Source organism: Clostridium sp. AF34-10BH, from assembly GCF_003478095.1.
In the GTDB taxonomy this organism is placed as follows: domain Bacteria; phylum Bacillota; class Clostridia; order Lachnospirales; family Lachnospiraceae; genus Acetatifactor; species Acetatifactor acetigignens.
Window position 1 is genome coordinate 1 of the sequence record NZ_QUEC01000040.1, and the last position, 21,880, is coordinate 21,880.

Genomic DNA, 21,880 nt, shown 5'->3' on the forward strand with positions numbered 1-21,880 from the left:
ACCGAGGAGCCTACGCCGACACCGACGGTACCGGTGGTAACCGAAGAACCTACACCAACACCAACCGCAACACCTGACACCCCGGATGAACCCGATACTCCGGACGATACACCAGATGATCCCGGTACACCGGCAGATCCCGGCACACCGGCCGGTGGAATCCCGGACACCCCGCAGGTACTTGGTGCAAGACGCCGCAGAATGGTGACCATCGAGGATGAGACAGTTCCCTTGGCGGACAGAGCAGTCCTCGGAGCATCCAGACGACCGCAGACCAGCGATGACTCCGATGCCTGGAATCTGGGCTTTGCCTTTTCCCTGACGAGTCTGGGAGCATGGCTTGTTCTTAAGCGAAAAGAACATTAAACAGGAACGGAACGACAGCCGATCTTAGCTGTAAAAGTATAAAAGGATCAGAATCTTGAAAAATTTTTCAAATTCTGGTCCTTTTTTCCATTTGGCGCAGTCTTACTTATTAGGAGAGTAAAAAGAAGTAATAAAAACAGAAATACTGGTTTTGAGGGGAAACAGAAATGAAGTTAAAAAACGTAATACAGACCAAACTGGCAAAAACTCTGGTAGCGGCACTGATGATCGGCAGCATCTCCAACACCGGATTTACGGTACAGGCGGAAGAAGCAACGCAGAATGAGCAGAACGATGTTGTTGAAATGGCAAGTGCAAGCGGAAACGACAGCGTTGTTGCTGTAAAAGAGAAAACCTATCCCAACATCAAAACGGTGATTCTTGCTGGAGGCACCATGGCAAAATATGTGGGAGGACAGGTAGCCAGCCCCAACGTATGGCCCAATAATTACAAGCCGGCAAACGGAGATTTTTCATTGTTTGCAGGTCATAAGATGACTTTGGATGATGCTGAAACCTTTAAATATCTTTCTGTGGATAATACAGGGGTAGATGCCGAAGGAAAGTTAACCGGAAGTAACGGAGCAAGCTGGCAGTGCGTTGGATTCGTAGCATTAGATGTAAACAAATATTCTGACTGTAAGCCCGCAGATTTGTTACACTATGTTTATTACGGTGAAGACAGCGAAGGCACTTCCTATTATAAAGAAAACTGCGGAAAAACCCTTGAGGATGTAAAACAGTATGTGAATGACAACAACGGCGTCTTGTATGGTGAAAATGTAACGGAAAGTTTTATGAATCAGTTGCTCACCACCGGTCGGTCCTTCAGCGGAGTCACCATTGCCACGGTATGGTATGTGACCACACCCACAGAGACCTGGATCAATTATGACGGATACGATTACAGGATTCCCGGGGTATCCGCAGTAGATTATTATGAATATCCCACGGGAACGGTAACTTTTGAACAGAATGAGAACGGCGCAGTGTTCCATTATATTTCCGAAGGTATTACCATTACTACAACTCCGGAACTGGAACAGCATTGGGAAAGCGGCACCGGCAGGGTGACCTATGATGCAACGATCACCATTACGATCCACAGCAATGCCCCGGACAAGGTAAGAATCAATCTGTCCGATGCCATCGGTTATCTGAACGGTACCGTGGCAGGAGGAAATGCGGCAGAGCCCGGAGATACCCTGTACTACAACATAAAGCTGGTAAATGAGAGCAATAAGGAGTATCAGTATGATCCTGCAAAGGCCACGATCGGTACGATCCCGGCAGCGCCTAAGGCAGGAGAGAAAGTAACGGTTCTGTCCAGTGGTTTTGAAGGTTATGAGATCGGTGAAGTGGGAGCGTTCTGTACATTGCCCCGCCGTATTTTAAATGCTCCGTTACGGGATCTCGGAATCACCGCAGGTAAGGTTACGGATGCGATTGTCGGAGAGGCTCTTTTGAAAAAAGGATATGGCAGCGAAGAAATGAAGCCGGAAGAGGTTACGCAGAGCTGCCTGGCACAGTATTACTTAGACTGGTTCAACAATACTTCCAGAGAAGAAGGAAATAAGGTCTACGGCTTTTCAGAACTTACGGCAGAGGAACTGGCAATCCTGACCAACGGAACCGCCGATACCACAGTAGCGGAGAGCTGTTCTGCAGTAGCAGATGCTTTATATTACACGACATATCATAATGTATATACTTTTGACGGTGAAGGTCTGTATGACCGGATGCTGAAAAACGGACAGGAAGGTTCCTATGCAGATACTCTGGTATCCGACCTGTTAAAGGACGGAGAAGTGAAGATCACCACTAACCTTAACGGTGTGTTGGCCAACAACGGCTATCAGATGACCAGATACGGCTTCGGAATGCAGTTTGAATTGTCCAGAGAGCCGGAGGTTACTCCGCCCGTGACTACCAGCCCGGAACCGACTCCCAGTGCTACTCCGGAGCCTACGCCGACAGGCACACCGGATACCACACCCACGACGCCGACCACTACTCCGACCGCACCCCCGGATACTCCGGACGATTCGGATGATTCCGATACCCCGGATACTCCCGGTACACCGTCTGAGCCGGCAACCCCGGTAACACCTCAGGTGCTTGGTGTAAGACGTCAGCGGGTTGTAAGCATTACCGATGATCCTACACCATTGGCGGACAGAGCAGTCCTGGGAGCTTCCAGAAGACCCAGGACCGGCGATGATTCCAATACATGGAATCGGGGCTTTGCCCTTTCCTTGACAGGGCTGGGAGCATGGCTTATTATTAAGAAGAAGCAATCATAACGAATAAACATATATTTACTATAAACAATCAAGGAAAGAAGAGGTAGAACAAATGAAAAAAAGATGGATGAGTCTTGTTCTGACAGTCATCATGGTGCTGAGCCTTGCAGGCTGCGGCAAGAGTACAGAATTATCCTCTGTAAGCCGTGATCCTGCCACGGATGACGGAACTGTCTGGTTCGATGAAGAGGCAGTGGCACTGGCGGGTTCTGTGAGAAAAGCCGGTATGAGTGAAGCTGAGCTGGCCCGTGCAGATGAACTTCGTGCCATGGCTATCGATGCGTTGGATATTGTAAACGCGAAGAGAGCAGAGAACGGCCTGGCAGCACTGAACTGGAGCAACGGTCTGGAGTCCTGCGCTATGGTAAGAGCACAGGAAGCAGCTTCCAAGTTTTCCCATACCAGACCCAACGGTAAGGACTGGTACACAGTGAACAGTGAACTGATGTGGGGCGAGAATCTGGCGAAGGGCTATGATTCCGCACAGAGTGTAGTAGATGCCTGGATGGCTTCTCCTACACACGCAGCGAATATCCTGGCAGGCGATTTTACCACCTGCAGCATTGCGGTCTATGAGACCAATGGCAAGTTGTATTTTGCCCAGGAGTTCGGCTATTAACAGGGTATTTCTTATCATGAGGGGATAGAGAGATAAATGACAGGAGAGAGTTGATATTCTTAACGGAATATTAACTCTCTTTTTGGGCTTCAAAAGATAGAAAATTTTCCTGAATCATGGTAAAATAAAATCGACATATAAAATTGAGTATCTCTGCAGAAGATCACTGTTCCAAATGAGGGAGATGAATGGAATATCCGGGCGCTGCCGGACAAGTGGTCACTTCACAGAGTACAGGAAAATAAAGCATATAATAAAAATGCAGCGCAGAAATGAGGACATATGAGTACAAAAGCATCACAGAAGGGCACAAAGGGGCAGACACCCGGCATGACGACGATCCGGGAACGTCTGCAGAAGGCAATCAGCAGGTTGGTAGTGTTCTCGATTATTCCGTTGGTCATCCTTACCGTGATCCTGAATCTGTCCAGTACCATGAGAACACTGGAAGGCGATATGCTGGTGGTGGCAGAGATCTCTGCAGACCGTATCAAAGAGGAACTACGGGTGACAACAACGATCGTATCCGAACTCGGATGCAGCTATCAGCTGTCTTCTCCGGTATTTACCCAGGAGCAGAAGCAACAGTATATCAACCAGCGTGTGGAAGCTTATGGAATGGTCAGAGGCAAGCTGATCGGCTCCAACGGTATCTGTGCTTATGACGGAACCGATTATAGTGACCGTGATTATTTTAAGAGATCCATGCAGGGAGAGGTCGTGGTATCGGATCCCGTGATTGCAAAGACAGACGGTAAGCTCAGCGTTATCATTTCCGCACCCGTATATGCAGACGGAGATAAGAATGGTGATATTGTCGGCGTGGTATTCGTTGTGCCGGATCCGGAGTTCTTAAATGATATTGCTGCGGCAGTCTCTGTCAGTAAGAATTCCGAGTGCTATCTGTTGGGAGAAACAGGTATCACCATTGCTCACTGTGATTCTGCGATTGCCCAGGAGCAGAAGAGCAACATTGAACTGTCTCAGACGGACAGATCTTTGCGGGGAATTGCAAAGGTAGAGCAGAAGATGATGACCGGAGCAACCGGATATGGCACTTATATGAAAGGCGGAACCCTCACAATACAGGCTTATGCACCAATAGAAGGAACCAATGGATGGAGCGTGGCAGTAAATGCACCACTGACAGATTTCCTTGGTTCTACCGTTGTATGTATTGTCATTGGTGTAGCAATAGGTGCTGCAGCTTTATGTTTCAGTGTGCGCAGGGCAAAAAAGATCGGTCAGGCGATCGGTGAACCGGTGGCAAAGTGTACCGAGAGATTACGTCTGTTGGCTGAGGGCGATCTGCATACTCCGGCACCAGTGATCCGGACACAGGATGAGACACAGATCCTGGCAGAGGCTACCGCCGCATTATCCGGTAACCTGCAGAAAGTGATTGGCGATGCGGATTATCTGTTGGGAGAGATGTCACAGGGCAATTTTGCACTGACTACAGGTTGCGCAGAAGCCTATGTGGGAGACTTTCAGGGACTGTTGGAATCTATCCGTAAGCTGAACCATAAGCTCAGTGAGACACTTAATGAGATCAAGACGGCAGTGGGACAGGTATCTCTGGGGGCAAACCAGATGGCAGATGCTGCCCAGGGACTTGCGGAAGGTGCTACCGACCAGGCCGGTTCCGTAGAGGAACTGCAGGCTACCATCACGAATGTAACCGAGATCGTGGAGAAGAATGCCAAGGCACTGGGAGGTTCTTACCAGAAGGCTATGGATTACCAGCAGCAGGCGAAGGACAGCGGAGAGGAAATGAAGGGTCTGACAGATGCCATGCAGCGTATCAACGATACTTCCAGGCAGATCAGCGATATTATCGGTGAGATTGAGGATATCGCATCCCAGACGAATCTGTTGTCCCTGAATGCAGCCATTGAGGCAGCCAGAGCAGGAGAGGCCGGAAGAGGCTTTGCAGTGGTTGCGGATCAGATCCGTAAGCTGGCAGATGACAGTGCACAGTCTGCGGTACATACCAGAGAATTGATTGAGACTTCCCTGCAGGAGATTGAGCATGGCAACCAGATCACGGACAAGACAGCCGAAGCATTGCAGAAGGTCGTGGAAGGCATTGAGGATCTGGCCAACGAGTCCAAGAAAGCCATGGAAGAATCCAAGGCACAGGCAGATGCCATGATGCAGATCGAACAGGGCATTGAACAGATATCCACAGTGGTGCAGAACAACTCTGCGACCGCAGAAGAAACTTCTGCCACCAGTGAGGAATTGTCTGCGCAGGCCACCAACATGAACGAGCTGACCGCAGCATTCCAGTTAAGAGATCAAAATGTACGATGATTCGGTGTAATGAATTCTGAAGATATGACATACAATGCTTAATAGAAACAAGCATTGGAGGCAGCCGTGTTCGAAAAACAGAATATACAGGAAACCGTAAATGAACTGAAAAGTGACGCAGTGAAGGGCCTTACCGATGGTGAGGCCTTTCGTCGTTTACAGCAAAATGGCAGAAATGAAATGAAAGCTGCCAGAAAAAAGACGAAAATACAGCTTTTTCTGGAGCAGTTAAAGGACCCGCTGATCTACATATTATTGATCGCAGCTGTGGTATCCGTCTTTCTGGGGGAGCTCAGTGATGCCGTGATCATCGGCACTGTGGTAGTGGTCAATGCCCTGGTGGGCATGCTGCAGGAGGGAAAAGCCCGAAAGGCACTGGAAGCGTTGAAAAAGCTGACCAGTCCACAGACTATAGTGATCCGGGATGGAATACGCAGAGAGATTCCGGCGGCGGAGCTGGTGACAGGGGATCTGGTAGACCTGGAGGCAGGGGCACAGGTACCTGCGGATATACGGCTGACCAGAAGCTCCAATCTGCAGGTAGAGGAATCCGCCCTGACCGGAGAATCGGTACCTGTGGAAAAAGATGCGCTGTTTCTGGCAGACTGCAGACACGAGATTCCATTGGCTGAACGGGTCAATATGGTATATATGTCTACTGTGGTGACCCATGGCCACGGAGAAGGAATCGTGACAGCTACGGGCATGGCCACGGAGATCGGCAGGATCGCCTCCATGATCACAGATGCGGAAGAGGAAATGACACCGTTACAGAAACGTCTGGGGGATATGGGAAAGCTTCTGAGTATTTTATCGCTGGGAGTATGTGCGGCATTGTTTCTGCTGGCGGTATTTCAACACAGAAATATTCCGGAAATGCTGCTGGTGGCGATTTCCCTGGCGGTGGCTGCGGTGCCGGAAGGTCTGCCGGCAGTGGTGACGATCTGTCTGGCATTGTCAGTGACCAGAATGGTCAAAGTACATACGATCATCCGCAGACTGCCTTCCGTTGAGACTCTGGGAGCGGTCAGCGTGGTCTGCTCGGATAAGACCGGCACACTGACCCAGAACCGGCTCACGGTGGAAAAATGCTGGTGGTATGATGTGCTGGAGGATGCTGCCGGCAGCAATGGCAGGGGAGAATCCCGATGCGTACAGGAGATGCTCCGGGGAATGCTGTTGTGCAACGATGCTTCCCTGCAGGGAGAGCAACGGATCGGAGATCCAACGGAACTGGCGCTCTTAGACTTCGGAGAGAAGATGGGGATGCATAGAGAACGTCTGGAGAAGCAGTACCCCCGCTATGATGAAAAGCCTTTCGATTCGGACCGGAAGATGATGACGACCTATCACAGAATCCCGAAAAACGGAGGGCATAAGGGAAGCATTGCCTATACGAAGGGGGCACCGGATGTGATCGTACAGCACTGCACCCATATTTTACAGGACGGAAGAAGTGTGCCAATGACAGCCGGACAGAGAAAAAGGATCAGTGAGGTTGTAGAACTCATGAATTCCCTGGCGCTTCGGACACTGGCGGCAGCACAGAGCGGAAACACTCCCGGGTGTGGGGAAGAAGGTATGACATTCCTGGGAATTGTGGGGATGCGTGATCCTGCCAGACCGGAGGCGGAGGAAGCGGTGGAGATTTTCCGCCGTGCAGGTGTATCTACAGTAATGATCACCGGGGATCATGTGGATACCGCCTATGCCATTGCCAGACAGCTGGGGATTGCAGGGCATCGCAGTCAGTGTATTACAGGGGAAGAACTGAATCATCTGGATGATGCTTCTTTTGCCAGGAGGATCAGGAATATCAGGGTTTATGCCAGAGTGACTCCGGCCCAGAAGGTACGGATCGTGAAGGGGCTGCAGCAGAATGGGGAGATTGTGGCCATGACAGGGGATGGTGTGAACGATGCTCCTTCTCTGAAAGCAGCAGATATCGGTGTAGCCATGGGAACCGGCGTGGATGTGGCTAAACAGGCGGCGGACATGATATTGACGGATGATAATTTTGCAACGATTGAAAAGGCAATCGAGGAAGGCAGAGGCGTCTATGAAAACATCCGCAAGTCGGTGATATTTTTACTGTCCTCCAATCTCGGGGAACTGATGACCATGTTCGTAGCAGTGGCTCTGGGGCTGGCTTCCCCTCTAAAATCCAGTCATATACTGTGGATCAATCTGATCACGGATTCCCTTCCGGCGTTGGCACTGGGAGTGGATAAAAATGACGGAAAAAGCCTGATGCGCTGTCCTCCAAGAAAAGCAGCGGAGAGTCTGTTCGCCCGGGGCGGAATGGCCTGTACCTTACTCTATGGAGCGCTGATCACCGGTATCGGTCTGGCGGCATTTCTGGTATTGCCCTGTGGGATCATGGCAGGCAGGGGAGAACTGTCCTGGAATCTGTCTGACTGGGTGGAGGGACTTCGTGAATTACTGTCCCGGGAAAAAATACTTGCCCGATCCCAGACCTATGCTTTTACAGTACTGGGAATGTGCCAGCTGTATCATGCAGTAGGAATGCGGGATATGCAGAAGTCCGTATTTGCCATGAGACCCTGGGATAATCCGCTGATGGTGTTGGCCTGTGTTATTGGATTTGCGCTGCAGTTTGCGGTAACAGAAGTACCGTTTCTCATCGGAGCGTTCGGAACCTCCCATCTGTCCGGACAGGAATGGCTGCTATTGAATGTACTGGCAGCATTTCCACTGCTGGCTCATGAACTGGTAGTGATGTTACGGAAGTGAGTACGCTTATCCGGGCTTACCGACGATTCAGAACGATAATTCGCCCTATAACTTCAGGCAGATATTCTTGCGTATGCAAGCATCTGCCGAATACCCTGCCTGAAGCTACATGGCTCTGAATAGTCGTAATATTCAGAACCCCATTCGCAAAATCGCATCTCCGATGCTTTCCTTTTGCTCATGTGGTTACTTCGCCACATAAATATAGCCAGAGGATCTTACGAATGCAAGCATTCGACGTTCCTCCGGTTATATTTACGTGGCTCTGAATATTTACAAAAAGTTAACATTTTCCTTGTATGGAGTTTATAGTCAATAGTTACAATAAAATTGACAAATAACTTTCATGGGAGGGCAATGTGATGAAAATTATCAGAAAAACAGCGATTGTTATGCTTCTCTGCCTCTATTTTCTGACATATGGTGTATTGCCGCAGGTACAGGCCGCAGGTAAAGACGCTCCTGTGATCGTGGTAGCGCATCGGGCGGGGGCAAAAGTAGCTCCGGAGAACACGGTGGCGGCCCTGGAACAGGCCATCCGGGATGGAGCGCCTATTGCAGAGATTGATGTGCAGCAGTTGTCGGACGGAACCCTGATCGTTATGCATGACAGTAATTTTAAACGGACCACAGGAGAGGATATCTGCGTATGGGATGCGGAGGCAGATGCTCTCAAAACCCTGGAAGTGGACAGCGGTTTTTCGGCAGCATACCGGGGAGAACAGATCCCGACACTGGAAGAAATGCTTGCCTGTGCCAGAGGCAGGATCACTCTGATGATCGAACTGAAATATACCGGACAGGAGGATGCACTGGAGGAAAGCGTGCTGACTCTGCTGCAGGATTATGATATGGTGGATGAGTGTATTATAGGCTCCATGAACAAGGGAATCCTGCAGAAAATGAAGGAGCTGGAACCGGGGATTTCAACAGTTTTTATTGCCCATGATCTGGAAGAAGAGGATTATGAGCTGGACTATGCCGACAGCTATAGCATCGAGGGGAGAAATCTTACAGTGGATATGGTAGATGCCATTCATTACTGCGGAAAGTCGGTATACGGGTGGACAGCCAATACTTCCGGTGCCATGCTTCGGATCGTAAACTGTGGGGCGGACGGTGTGATCACGGATGATGTGAGATTATTACAGACATTTTTGAGAGAACAGGCTTGCCGTAAAGCGTTTGCAAGTGTATACTGATTAGTTATAATGAGGGGAAGAATACGGAAACAGGTTGGTGTATATGAGTAAAATATGGGAATTTTTCGAGAATCTGGGTGAATATGTATATGTGGCAGATGCAGAGACTCATGAATTGATATATATGAACAAGAAGACTCTGAAGAGCTATGGATTTCAAAGTCTTGAAGAGATCATCGGGTTAAAGTGTTATGAGATATTGCAGGGAAATTCTCTGCCCTGTGGAATGTGTAATAATGAACAGTTAAAGCCGGGTTTTTTTAAGGAATGGGAATATTACAATCCGCTGCTGCGAAGAGAACTTCATATCAAGGACACACTGGTAGAAGAAGACGGGAGAAAATACCGTATGGAAATCGCCATAGATTGCGGCAATCTGAATGAGAGAGGGCACAAATCCGAAGATTACCGTAATATGGAGGCTGCGTTGAATGAGGCCATCCGTGTGGCACAGCGGCAGGAGAGCATGGATCAGACACTGCAGGTGCTGCTGGAATTTGTCGGAAAGAATCTGGAAGCGGGACGGGCCTATATTTTTGAAAAGGATGACCACGATCATGACCACAATACATACGAATGGGTAGCCAAGGGAGTCTTACCGGAAAAGGATACCCTTCAGGATCTACCGCCGGAGATCTTCGCGGAATGGTATCGGAAGTTTGATGAGAATCAGAGTATTGTCACAGAGAATCTGGAAGAAATGAAAGATGTGGATCCGAAGATGTATGAAGTTCTGGTAAGACAGAATATTCATTCCCTGGTGGTGGTTCCGCTTTATGATGATGGGAAAGTAATCGGCTTCTACGGAGTAGACAATCCTTCGACCAGATATTTTGAATTTGTGTCGGAGATGCTGCAGATCATGGGACACTTTATCGTATCGTCCCTGAAGCAGAGAAATCTGGTACGGGAGCTGGAAGTGATGAGCTATTCGGATCCGCTGACGACATTGGGGAACCGTTATGCTATGAAGAGGTACATTGAGCAGGTGGATCATACCGAGCCCATCGGTGTGGTATACTGTGATATTACAGGATTAAAACGGATCAATGACAGTGAAGGCCATTCCACCGGAGACCGCCTGATCTGCAGGTGCTGTGACTGCCTGAAACGTGTATTTGAGGGAAATGGAATGTTCCGTATCGGCGGAGATGAACTGGTGGTTCTGTGCACTGGAATTTCTGAAAAGGAATTCTATCAAAAGGTGGAGGAATTAAAAACAGAGCTGGCAGCTCATGATGTCTCCATGGCAGTAGGAGCAGCGGTGAACACTCTGGAAGCCGTGGGAAAGGATCATTTACTGACGGAGTCCGAGAGACGGATGTATCAGGACAAGGCAGAATACTATCGCAGTACAGGGCTGGACCGCAGAAAGATCTGAGAATGGAAATCCCCAAAGCTATTTTGAAAGTTTATATGTTGAGAATTTCTATCAGGCAGTTCCCTTGACGGGAACTGCTTTTTTCTATATTATTTATATAGGTTAGCTACAACTAACTCAATGACTTTTGGATGGCAGGAGGTGAAGCGCTGATTGAGTCAGGAAACGTGGGAGATCCTGTGTGAAATGGAAGCAGACGATGTGGAACTACAGTTGGCTTTGCAGTGTGCACCGCTGATCACGGGACTTAAGATTTCCAATCTGCTGACGATTTCCCCGGAAGGCTTTACACAGGTGGGAAGGATCGTTGAAGGCAGTGTGCTTTCCCTGTATCCCTTGTTGGAGACAGAGGAGAAAATGGTAATACTGTTGTATCGGGAAGACCGGCTGGAAAAGTATCTGAAAATGCCGCAGGTAAAGAAACTGCTGCGGGAGGCAGGGTACGAATCCGATCGACTGGAGGATATTTTGCCGGTATTTTGCGATCGTTATGAAACCTATACAGAGAGAGGGAAGCCGTTCCCCCACGAACTGGGATTGCTGTTAGGATATCCCCCGGAGGATGTGGAAGGATTTATCAGACATCAGGGGAAGAACAGCCTCTGCACCGGTTATTGGAAAGTATATGCGGATAAAGAAGGAAAACAGAGACTTTTTGAAAAATATGAATATGCCAGGGAAAATTTGATCCAGCTGTTGCATTATGGATTAAAGATGACAGAAATCATAGATATCTGCGGATGTACCGCAGCATAGAAACAGGCACGGAAAGGTGCGGAAGGGAAGGAAAAATAAATGGATAAGATTTATGTAGTATTCTGGACACAGGGTGGTAACACCCAGGCTATGGCAGAGGCCATCGGAGAGGGTATCCGGGAAGCCGGGAAAGAAGCGGAGGTAGTATTTGTGACCGGTGCCAACCTTGACGAACTAAAGGCTGCTCCCAAGTTTGCACTGGGCTGTCCCGCGATGGGAGCGGAAGTCCTGGAGGAATCCGAGATGGAGCCTTTTGTATGTGATGTGGAAGGCTTTGCTTCCGGCAAAAAGATCGCACTGTTCGGCTCCTATGGCTGGGGAGACGGTGAGTGGATGAGAGACTGGAGCACCCGTATGGAAGCAGCAGGAGCTACTGTGTTGAACGGTGAGGGCCTGATCTGCCATGAGACACCGGACGAGGATGGCCTGTCAGAGTGCAGAGAACTTGGCAAACAGCTGGCAAACGCATAAGGTATCTGAAAGCAAATAAGACAACATAACAAAAAGATTCATTCCCCGGGTGGAGAGTGAATCTTTTTGCTATATGTATGTGCTATGCTTTTTTGCTGCCACTTAAATAATAGCGTTCCTGTGCCACGGTCTCGGGAACCGGAATATTACCGTTTTGCAGCTTTCGGGTCAGAACATCCAGATGATGTAAGCCTTGGGCTATCTTGATCTTACGGCGATCCAGAAGATCGGCATACAACGGGTTCTGAGCCAGCGTATTGCAAATATCCTCCGGGAACGGGCAGTAGGTGAACATGATCTGACGGGCTACTTTGTTCAGTCTCGGGGATCCGGCACCTTCGAAGAGCACCCAGATCATATAATCCCTTACGAACATTTCCTTGAAACTGTTCTTGGCACGCTGCAGGCTGGATTTTACCTTTTCCTTGGCCTCTGTACTCAGATCATGGTTCTTGCGGTAGAACTGGATATAATCGAAATATTCACTGGTCAGGGAACTGATGGAGACATCGTTCCAGCGGTTACCCTGGACTCTCTTGCACAGCTCCCAACGGAATTCACCGGTCAGGTGGGTGAAGGTCGTCTTCAGATCCTCCAGATGGAAAATGGAGAAGACCATACGACCGGGGCTGTTACGGCGCTTGCCCTCAATTTCCTGCCACATGACACCGCGGATACCGACGTTGGGCATCAGGATGATGTCCGGCAGATATTCCAGATGAATTGTCTCCTTACCCATGACATCTATGTGCTCCATATCCAGACTTTCTCTATAGAATGCCGTGTAATCTACCCGGCGGATCTCCTCGAGAATCTGGGAGACACGGGAAACGGTGACATAGGAGCTTTCCAGATCCTTCAGCACATCATCTGCGCAGAACAGCGGACAGAAAGTAGTGATCCGTCCGAAGGTGATCTTGTTGACCTGAGGGAACATATTCCGGAGCTCGTAATTGACCTTGGCCATGGGATTGTTCTCCAATGCCTTGAGCTCTGCATCCGTAATATTGCCACCGACCTTTTGTTTGTGAATATAATCGGAATAATCCTGGTCAAATTCGTTCCGGCTGGGAGATTTCTTCCCGCGGAAGATGGCCATCAGCCAGTCATAAAAGGTATAGACACCGATATCGCTGTGATCCGACATGGCTTCTGCCATGCGGTACAGGGTGACTGCATTTTTCAGACCGGCCAGCTCCTCATCCACATAACCGAAATACAGAAACATTTTGACCGGCATGGGAATGTTCGGCTGTTCCAGCGTCTGGGTGAACAGGAGGGAGTAGAGCAGATAAAATTCTTCGGTCAGCTGTCTGCGTAAAAGAGCGACATCCTGATCCTGGGAAGCCCGGTCGGACAGCAGCTTGTAAGCGTGGACATGCTGACGGAAGCTGGTCACGGTATCCAGATCCGAACCGGCGTAATCCAGAATAGTGTTCAGCGATCCGGCAAGCTTGCCAAGGATCTCGGAATCTCCGGAAGAACCTGCCTCAGCGGAATCCTTGGATTCCATGAGATTCAGGCTGCTCTGGAAGGTCTGGGATCTGGAGGCAAACAGTTCCTGATCGATGAAGGACAGATCGCCGGCCTTAGAAAGCATACGATGAATGCGGTCGTAGACCGCCTTGCTGTCTTCATTATCCTGTCCCAGTTTATAGAACAAAGAAGTATAAAAATCAAAAAGATCGTTGCCGGATTCCCGGAAATAGAAGGAACCGACCTGCTGCAGATAGTGGAACTGTTCCTCCAGGCTCTGGTAAGTACGGCGGAAGTCCAGACTTCCCTTACGCAGCATACCAATGGACAGATCCGACTCCTGTACCAGGATCCGGTAATTGTCCGAAGCCAGGATCCTGCTTAAGCCCATGTAATAGCCGTTCAGCCAGATGTCCGGTGAATCATCCCCAAGAAAAGCATTCAGCTCATCGAAATGTTCCAGGGATCTCGCTTGCAGACGGTAACGGCTACACAGTGTATTGTAGGTGGCAATATCATCTGTCAGAGTACGATACAGCTCACTGCAGTTCAATTCCGAAATGGAACTGCGGTTCAGCAGAATATTGATCTGACGGAAACAGGACAGACAGAACAGACGTGCTACGTCCGGGTGCTTCTGTAGAATATCATTCAGGGAATCCAGACTGGTCAGGGGATACGTCAGGATCGTTGTATCCTCCAACGTGGTATAGCCCAGCAGATGGATTTCGGAGCAGATCTCACAGATACTGATCACGTCTCCCTTTCCCAGAGTATAAGAGCCGCCGGGATATGATACATCTACTTTACCGTTGGTAATCAGATGCAATGCAGTCATGGGCTGCCCATAGCTATATATAGTTTTCCCCTTCTCCAATACGATTCCAGCCATTCCAATACCTCGTCTTATCATACAAATATTTAATACACATTATACACCATAATACCAACAATTTTCTACTGTACTTTTGATAGAAATGTGATAAAATAAAACTACATATGTGTCACTTTTACATTGACAGACGAAAAAAGCGATGTTTTCGGTAGAAAACGGTACATGGAAAGGTATATTGGGGTTATGGAACAGAGCAGTGAATACAGAGAGCAGTTGCTGGAATCATATAAGCAGGCAGTGAGGCCGTTACTTCCCTACCTGCCCTGGCTGGAGCAGAGCGCCGGCAAGAGAGCCAGCTCTATCTACAGCGGACAGGATATCGGAGTGAATTCCGTGTCTTTTCCGGTATATGACGGGACTCTCCTGAATTTCGTCAGGGAAGCGACGAAAAGTCCCCTGATGGATCGCAACTATGCCTATGTATACACAAGACACCGGATCCGCACTCATCAGGAGGAGCGGGATATTATTCAGAAAGCAGGATGGAAGGAATGGGATATCCTCAGAGGAATCCTGTCAAAATATGTCTTAGGCGGCAGAACAAAGGGAAATCTGTGGAGCGAGGCGGTATCGGAGCGGATCTTTTATCTGGTACTGAAACAGATGCAGGAGATCATTGAATTCTGGGATAAGACACCGGCGAACGGAAAGCTTTGAGTGGGGAAAGGCAGGATAGATCCATGGGAGAAAAATCAGTACAGAAAAAGCGATATATCGTAGAGAAAGCCAGAGAAGTATTTGTGGAGAAGGGCTTCAAAAAAGTAACGATGAAGGATATTGTAGAGGCCTGCGACATCAGCCGTGGCGGACTCTATTTATATTTTGAGAATACCAGTCAGATCTTCATGGAAGTGTTGCGCATGGAGAGTGAGGAGGCGGATGACGTATTTTCCGACAGTATTACGGAGGATGCTACCGCAGCGGATATCCTGCTTCTGTTTTTAAAGGAGCAGAAGAAAGAGCTTCTGCGCAAGAAGAATACACTGACGCAGGCTACCTATGAATTCTATTTTGAAAACGAACTGCCCAAGAGAGACAATATTTTAAAAAAGCAGTTTGATTCCGCAGTGAAGATCATTGAAAAACTGATCGAGGCAGGTGTGGATAACGGAGAGTTTATCTGCGAGGACTGTGAGGGAACTGCGAGAAATATTATGTTTGTGCTGGAAGGACTGAAGATTTCGGCCCAGACCATCGGCGTGACGGCGGAAGCGGTGGATCGTGAGATCCTGTATCTGTTGCGCGGATTGGGTGTAGAAGATTAATATGACAACGGGTGATGATGCTTCAGGGAAAGTTTCCTGAAGCATTTTCTGTGTAGAAAAGCTGCAAAGAGATAAAGAGAGGGAAAAGGTAAGTATGACAGAAACGATCATCAGCATGGAACTTCCGGCGGGAGGACATCTGGCAATCCGCAGGAACCGGATCCGTCCGGAGGGAGAAGAACGGAATTTATCCAGAATCAGTCTGGTGTCCGGCATCCACGGGGATGAACTGGAGGGACAGTACATCTGTTATGAGACGGCGCGAAGAGTAAAAGAGCATCCGGAGTATTTGAAAGGAATCGTAGATATCTATCCGGCATTGAATCCGCTGGGAATCGACATGGCCAGCCGGACGGTGCCGAGACTGGATATGGATATGAACCGTATGTTTCCGGGAGACGCATCGGGGGATATGATGGAGCGGATCACGGCAACTGTGGTGGATTCCCTGATCGGATCCGATATTTGTATCGATCTGCACGCCAGTGATATTTTTGTGCGTGAGATCCCACAGGTACGACTCAGTGAAGATTTTGCGGAGGCACTGCTTCCCTATGCGAAAATGACCAATGCCGACATGATCTGGATGAATGCCACTGCCACGGTGCATGAATCGACGCTGGCCCATTCCATGAATCTGCTGGGAGTTCCCACACTGGTGCTGGAGATGGGACAGGGGCATGACATCCACAGATCCTTCGGTAATCAGATCGTGGACGGTATTTTCCACATCATGAGTGAAATGGGGATCTGGACAGGCCCGGAGCCAAAGGTGCAGGAGCCTGCGATATCCAGTGACGGTGAGGTGGAGTTTATCCGCAGCAAGTCAGACGGTGTGTTCCTGCCACTGATCGAGCACAACCACTATGTGAAAAAAGGAGATCTGATCGGGAAAGTGGTGGATCCATTTGAAGGGACGGTGAAGCAGCAGATCCGTACCGCAAAAGGCGGGCTGTTGTTTACCCTGAGAGCTTATCCGGTGGTCTATGAAGGAGATCTGCTGGCGCGGATCCTGACGGAGTGAAAAGATTATGTTTGAGAGAGATATTTATACCATACATTCGACCTACAGAGAAGATATGCGCATCAAGGGCTTTCAGTTCGGCAAGGGCGAGAAGTCTGCCTGCATCGTGGGCGCAGCCAGAGGTAATGAGATCCAGCAGATGTATATCTGTTCCCAACTGGTGAAGACACTGCGGGAACTGGAAAACAACGGCTGTATCAGTGCCGGCAAACAGATTCTGGTGATTCCTACCATCAATGCCTATTCCGTGAATATCAGCCGCCGCTTTTTCGGTGTCAAGGAAGCGGATATCAATCGGAGTTTTCCGGGAAATGATTACGGGGAGCCGGCGGACCGTCTGACCAATGCGTTGCTTACGGAGATCCGGGATTACGTTTATGGGATCCAGTTTACGTCCTTTTACAGACCGGGAGAATTCGTGCCCCATGTGCGTATGATGGAGACAGGCTATCAGAATACGTCGTTGGCGAATCTGTTCGGACTTCCTTATGTGGTGGTGCGCAAGCCGGTACCCATCGATACCAAGACACTGAATTATAACTGGCAGGATGAGATGACGGCCGCCTTTTCGGTATACACGAATCAGAATACCCAGATCGATGAGGTGAGTGCAAGACAGGCGGTGGCAGCGGTCTTACGTTTCCTGAAACGTATGGGGCTGATCCGGTACGAGAGTCATTCCGGCTATATCAGTCATGTTATATATGAAAAGGATCTGAGTGATGTACCTGCGAACCGGGCGGGAATTTTCCGGGGAAAAGTACATGCGGGAGACGATGTGCGCTATGGAAATGAGATGGCAGAAATTATAGACCCTTACGATGGAACGGTGAGGGAGAAGATTCTGGCCCCCACGGACGGCATCGTATTTTTCGCCCACACGGAGGCCCTGATCTGCGAGAAGGACATCGCTTACCGGCTGATCCACAGACTGCATGAATGACGAACCGTTCAAAAAGGCAGGTAAAATCTATCTAAATTTGTTGTTTTCTGCTATTGTGGGAAAATATAGTATGTTGTATGATACTATTCAGAACCATGTAAATATAATCATATGTACGTCAAAGGCTCGCATTGTAAGGGCATCTGATGATATTTATATGGTGAGATAACCACATGAGCAAAAAGTAAGCATCGCAAGATGTGGTTTTGCGAATGGGGTTCTGAATAGTGTCGCATAGTATAAAATTTCGGAGGAGAGACATGAGCAACGTAAGACGTATCTATGTAGAGAAAAAGGAACCTTATGCCGTCAAGGCAAAAGAGCTGCACGACGAACTGAAAAATTATCTGGGTATCGATGTGGCAAAGGTTCGTGAGTTTATCCGCTATGATGTGGAGAATATTTCGGATGAGGTGTTTGCAAGAGCCTGCAAGACTGTATTTTCCGAGCCTCCCGTAGATGATCTGTATGAAGAGACCATCGAGATTCCTGCGGATGCAAAAGTATTTTCCGTAGAGTTCCTTCCCGGACAGTTCGATCAGAGAGCGGATTCCGCAGTGCAGTGTGTGAAGTTCTTAAAAGAGGACGAAGAACCTGTGATCCGTACCGCTGTGACTTATATGATCGAAGGACAGGTGTCCGACGAAGAATTTTCCAAGATCAAATCTTACTGTATCAACCCTGTAGATTCCAGAGAGACCGGCATGGAGAAGCCGGATACTCTGATCACGGTGTATGATGATCCCGCTGATGTTGCTGTTTTTGACGGCTTCAGAGATATGGACGAGAGCAGTTTAAAAGCTCTGTATGAATCTCTGGGACTTGCCATGACCTTCAAAGATTTCCTGCATATCCAGAAATATTTCCATGATGATGAGAAGAGAGATCCTTCTATGACGGAGATCCGTGTACTGGATACCTATTGGTCCGATCACTGCCGTCACACCACTTTTTCCACCGAGCTGACCGATGTGGAATTCGGTGAGGGTTATTATCGTTCTCCCTTAGAGACCACTTACCAGAGCTATCTGGATACCAGAGAAGAGATCTTCAAAGGCAGAGAGGACAAGTTCGTCTGCCTGATGGATCTGGCACTGATGGCCATGAGAAAGCTGAAAAAAGACGGCAAACTGGATGACATGGAAGAATCCGATGAGATCAATGCCTGCTCCGTAGTGGTTCCCGTGGAGATGGATTACGGTGACCATAGAGAGACTGAGGAGTGGCTGGTATTTTTCAAAAACGAGACCCACAACCATCCTACAGAGATCGAGCCTTTCGGTGGTGCTGCCACCTGTCTGGGCGGTGCCATCCGTGACCCCCTGTCCGGCCGTGGCTATGTATATCAGGCAATGCGTGTCACCGGTGCTGCGGATCCTACCGTTCCTGTATCCGAGACTTTGCACGGCAAGCTCTCCCAGAAGAAGCTGGTAAGAGGCGCAGCCAGTGGCTATTCCTCTTATGGTAACCAGATTGGTCTGGCTACCGGCTTTGTAAAAGAGATCTATCATCCTTCTTATGTGGCAAAGCGTATGGAGATTGGTGCCGTTATGGGCGCAGCTCCCCGCAGGAATGTTATCCGTGAGACCTCTGATCCCGGCGATATCATCATCCTGTTAGGCGGACGTACTGGACGTGACGGCTGCGGCGGTGCGACCGGATCCTCCAAGGTACATACCGATACTTCCATCGAGACCTGTGGTGCTGAGGTACAGAAGGGTAATGCACCGACCGAGCGTAAGATCCAGAGACTGTTCCGTCGTGAGGAAGTCAGCCGTCTGATCAAAAAATGTAACGACTTTGGTGCCGGCGGTGTCTCCGTTGCCATCGGTGAGCTGGCAGACGGTCTGACCGTAGATCTGGACAAGGTACCCAAGAAATATGCCGGACTGGATGGCACGGAACTGGCAATCTCCGAGTCTCAGGAGCGTATGGCAGTGGTAGTAGATCCTAAGGATGTAGATACTTTTCTGGGCTATGCAAAGGAAGAGAACCTGGAGGCTGTTCCCGTAGCAGTTGTTACTGAGGAACCCAGACTTGTACTGAACTGGAGAGGCAAGCCCATCGTGGATCTGAAGAGAGCTTTCCTGGATACCAACGGTGCCCATCAGGAGACCAAAGTAAAAGTAGATATTCCTTCCGAAGAAGAGAATTATTTTGATAAATGGGCTGTTCCCGCTGTAGGTGAGAAACTGGAAGAGGGCGATGTGAAGGGTGCCTGGGTGGCACTGTTAAATGACCTCAATGTATGTTCCCAGAAGGGTCTGGTAGAGATGTTCGACTCCTCCATTGGTGCCGGCAGTGTATTGATGCCCTACGGTGGAAAATATCAGCTGACTGAGACCCAGACCATGGTAGCCAAACTGCCTGTACTGGAAGGTAAGACCGATACCGTGACCATGATGAGTTACGGCTTCGATCCGTATCTGTCCTCCTGGAGTCCTTACCACGGAGCTGTCTACGCAGTGACAGAGTCCATGGCGAAAATCGTGGCTTCCGGCGGTGATTTCAGCAAGATCCGCTTTACCTTCCAGGAGTACTTCCGCAGAATGACCAGCGATCCTGAGCGTTGGAGCCAGCCTTTCGCAGCACTGTTAGGCGCCTACGATGCACAGATCGGGTTCGGGCTGCCCTCCATCGGTGGTAAGGACAGTATGTCCGGTACTTTCAATGATATTGATGTACCTCCCACACTGGTATCTTTTGCAGTGGACGTGGCAAAATATGGCGATATTATTACTCCGGAACTGAAGACCCCCGGCAATAAGCTGGTACGTTTTTCTATTAATAAAGACGATTTCGACATTCCGATGTATGAGAATGTGGCAGAATTATATGGCAAGATCCACGAACTGACCGAAAATGGTACGATCGTATCCGCTTATGCTCTGGATTCCAAGGGTGTGGCAGCAGCTGTAGCAAAGATGGCCTTCGGTAACAAGCTGGGTGTGAAGATCGACGATGAGGTAACCACAGACGACCTGTTTGACAACGGACTGGGCGATATTCTGGCAGAGATCCCCGCAGACAAGATGGCTGCACTGGAAGAGAAGGAACTGGATTACACCGTGATCGGTACCGTGACCGAGGAGCCTGCATTCGTATATGGTGATGTGAAGATCACCATGGAAGAGGCACTTGTTTCCTGGACTTCCAAGCTGGAGAAGGTATTCCCCACCAAGGCAGTGAAGGGTACCGAGGCAGTGGCAAGCAATGTTTACAAGGCAGACAGTATTTATGTATGTAAGCACAAGATCGCAAAGCCTACCGTATTCATTCCGGTATTCCCCGGAACCAACTGTGAATACGACAGCACCAAGGCATTTGAACGTGCCGGAGCCCATGTGGAGACAAGAGTGTTCCGTAACATGACCGCAGAGGATATCCGCGAATCCGTAGAGGAATTCGAGAAGTCCATTGCACAGGCACAGATCATCATGTTCCCCGGCGGCTTTTCCGCAGGTGATGAGCCTGACGGCAGCGCAAAGTTTTTTGCAACAGCATTCCAGAATGAGAAGCTGAAGGAAGCGGTCATGAAGTTGTTAAATGAGAGAGACGGACTGGCACTGGGTATCTGTAACGGATTTCAGGCTCTGATCAAGCTGGGACTGGTTCCTTACGGCGAAATCACCGGTCAGAAGGAGGATTCACCTACCCTGACCTTCAATACCATCAACCGTCATATCTCCAAGATGGTATACACCAAAGTCGTATCCAACAAGTCTCCCTGGTTACAGGGCGCTACACTGGGTGCTACCTACTGCAATCCCGCATCCCACGGTGAGGGCCGTTTCGTAGCACCGAAGGAATGGATCGACAAGCTCTTTGCTAACGGACAGGTCGCTACCCAGTACGCTGACCAGAACGGTAATGTATCCATGGATGAGGAATACAATGTCAACGGTTCCTACTGTGCGATCGAGGGTATCACATCCCCCGATGGCAGATGCCTCGGTAAGATGGCGCACTCCGAGAGAAGAGATACCGCTGTGGCCATGAACATCTATGGCGAGCAGGATATGAAGATCTTTGAATCCGGGGTACAGTACTTTAAGTAAATTGAGAGTTAGTTAAATACATTGGCAAAATCCACGAACTCCCGGAGCATG

At 49.2% G+C, this 21,880-nt stretch carries 15 protein-coding genes; 14 read left to right on the plus strand and 1 reads right to left on the minus strand.

What is annotated here, in order from left to right; genetic code table 11:
* From DWZ61_RS17895 to DWZ61_RS17935, 9 genes are all read left to right on the plus strand, one after another.
* The coding region (locus DWZ61_RS17895) for an LPXTG cell wall anchor domain-containing protein (RefSeq protein ID WP_147354734.1) at nt 1-366 on the plus strand (366 nt) is incomplete at its 5' end.
* A gap of 167 nt (nt 367-533) precedes the next feature.
* Nucleotides 534-2,669, plus strand: a complete 2,136-nt coding sequence (locus tag DWZ61_RS17900; protein WP_118539934.1) for an LPXTG cell wall anchor domain-containing protein — start codon at nt 534-536, stop codon at nt 2,667-2,669.
* A gap of 52 nt (nt 2,670-2,721) precedes the next feature.
* Complete coding sequence (locus tag DWZ61_RS17905; RefSeq protein ID WP_022312275.1) at nt 2,722-3,288, plus strand: CAP domain-containing protein; 567 nt, start codon at nt 2,722-2,724, stop codon at nt 3,286-3,288.
* 282 nt (nt 3,289-3,570) lie between these two features.
* Complete coding sequence (locus tag DWZ61_RS17910; RefSeq protein ID WP_118539935.1) at nt 3,571-5,604, plus strand: methyl-accepting chemotaxis protein; 2,034 nt, start codon at nt 3,571-3,573, stop codon at nt 5,602-5,604.
* A 66-nt stretch (nt 5,605-5,670) separates the two neighbouring features.
* Nucleotides 5,671-8,358 (plus strand): cation-translocating P-type ATPase, encoded by a 2,688-nt coding sequence (locus tag DWZ61_RS17915; protein WP_118539936.1) that lies wholly within the window; start codon nt 5,671-5,673, stop codon nt 8,356-8,358.
* Nucleotides 8,359-8,720: 362 nt separating this feature from the next.
* Complete coding sequence (locus DWZ61_RS17920) at nt 8,721-9,560, plus strand: glycerophosphodiester phosphodiesterase family protein (protein ID WP_118539937.1); 840 nt, start codon at nt 8,721-8,723, stop codon at nt 9,558-9,560.
* Nucleotides 9,561-9,603: 43 nt separating this feature from the next.
* Entirely contained in the window at nt 9,604-10,941 is a 1,338-nt protein-coding gene (locus tag DWZ61_RS17925) for a sensor domain-containing diguanylate cyclase (RefSeq protein ID WP_118539938.1), read from the plus strand.
* Between the two features lie 153 nt (nt 10,942-11,094).
* Nucleotides 11,095-11,697, plus strand: coding sequence for a DUF3793 family protein (locus tag DWZ61_RS17930; protein WP_118539939.1), 603 nt, complete (start codon nt 11,095-11,097; stop codon nt 11,695-11,697).
* A 39-nt stretch (nt 11,698-11,736) separates the two neighbouring features.
* Nucleotides 11,737-12,168 (plus strand): flavodoxin, encoded by a 432-nt coding sequence (locus DWZ61_RS17935; protein ID WP_118539940.1) that lies wholly within the window; start codon nt 11,737-11,739, stop codon nt 12,166-12,168.
* 82 nt (nt 12,169-12,250) lie between these two features.
* On the opposite strand, the gene DWZ61_RS17940 is transcribed toward DWZ61_RS17935, so the two are convergent.
* Nucleotides 12,251-14,536, minus strand: coding sequence for a cyclic nucleotide-binding domain-containing protein (locus tag DWZ61_RS17940; RefSeq protein WP_118539941.1), 2,286 nt, complete (start codon nt 14,534-14,536; stop codon nt 12,251-12,253).
* 186 nt (nt 14,537-14,722) lie between these two features.
* Between DWZ61_RS17940 and DWZ61_RS17945 the strand changes: the two genes are divergently transcribed.
* From DWZ61_RS17945 to DWZ61_RS17965, 5 genes are all read left to right on the plus strand, one after another.
* The gene (locus tag DWZ61_RS17945; protein ID WP_118539942.1) at nt 14,723-15,196 is read left to right on the plus strand and encodes a hypothetical protein; all 474 of its coding nucleotides are present in this window, start codon (nt 14,723-14,725) and stop codon (nt 15,194-15,196) included.
* A 23-nt stretch (nt 15,197-15,219) separates the two neighbouring features.
* Nucleotides 15,220-15,804, plus strand: coding sequence for a TetR/AcrR family transcriptional regulator (locus DWZ61_RS17950; RefSeq protein WP_022312284.1), 585 nt, complete (start codon nt 15,220-15,222; stop codon nt 15,802-15,804).
* Nucleotides 15,805-15,898: 94 nt separating this feature from the next.
* Nucleotides 15,899-16,828 (plus strand): M14 family metallopeptidase, encoded by a 930-nt coding sequence (locus tag DWZ61_RS17955; RefSeq protein WP_118539943.1) that lies wholly within the window; start codon nt 15,899-15,901, stop codon nt 16,826-16,828.
* Nucleotides 16,829-16,835: 7 nt separating this feature from the next.
* A complete protein-coding gene (locus DWZ61_RS17960; protein WP_022312286.1) occupies nt 16,836-17,771 on the plus strand; it encodes a M14 family metallopeptidase in 936 nt (311 codons plus the stop codon).
* Nucleotides 17,772-18,031: 260 nt separating this feature from the next.
* Nucleotides 18,032-21,829 (plus strand): phosphoribosylformylglycinamidine synthase, encoded by a 3,798-nt coding sequence (locus DWZ61_RS17965; RefSeq protein WP_118539944.1) that lies wholly within the window; start codon nt 18,032-18,034, stop codon nt 21,827-21,829.
* The last annotated feature ends 51 nt before the right edge of the window (nt 21,830-21,880 follow it).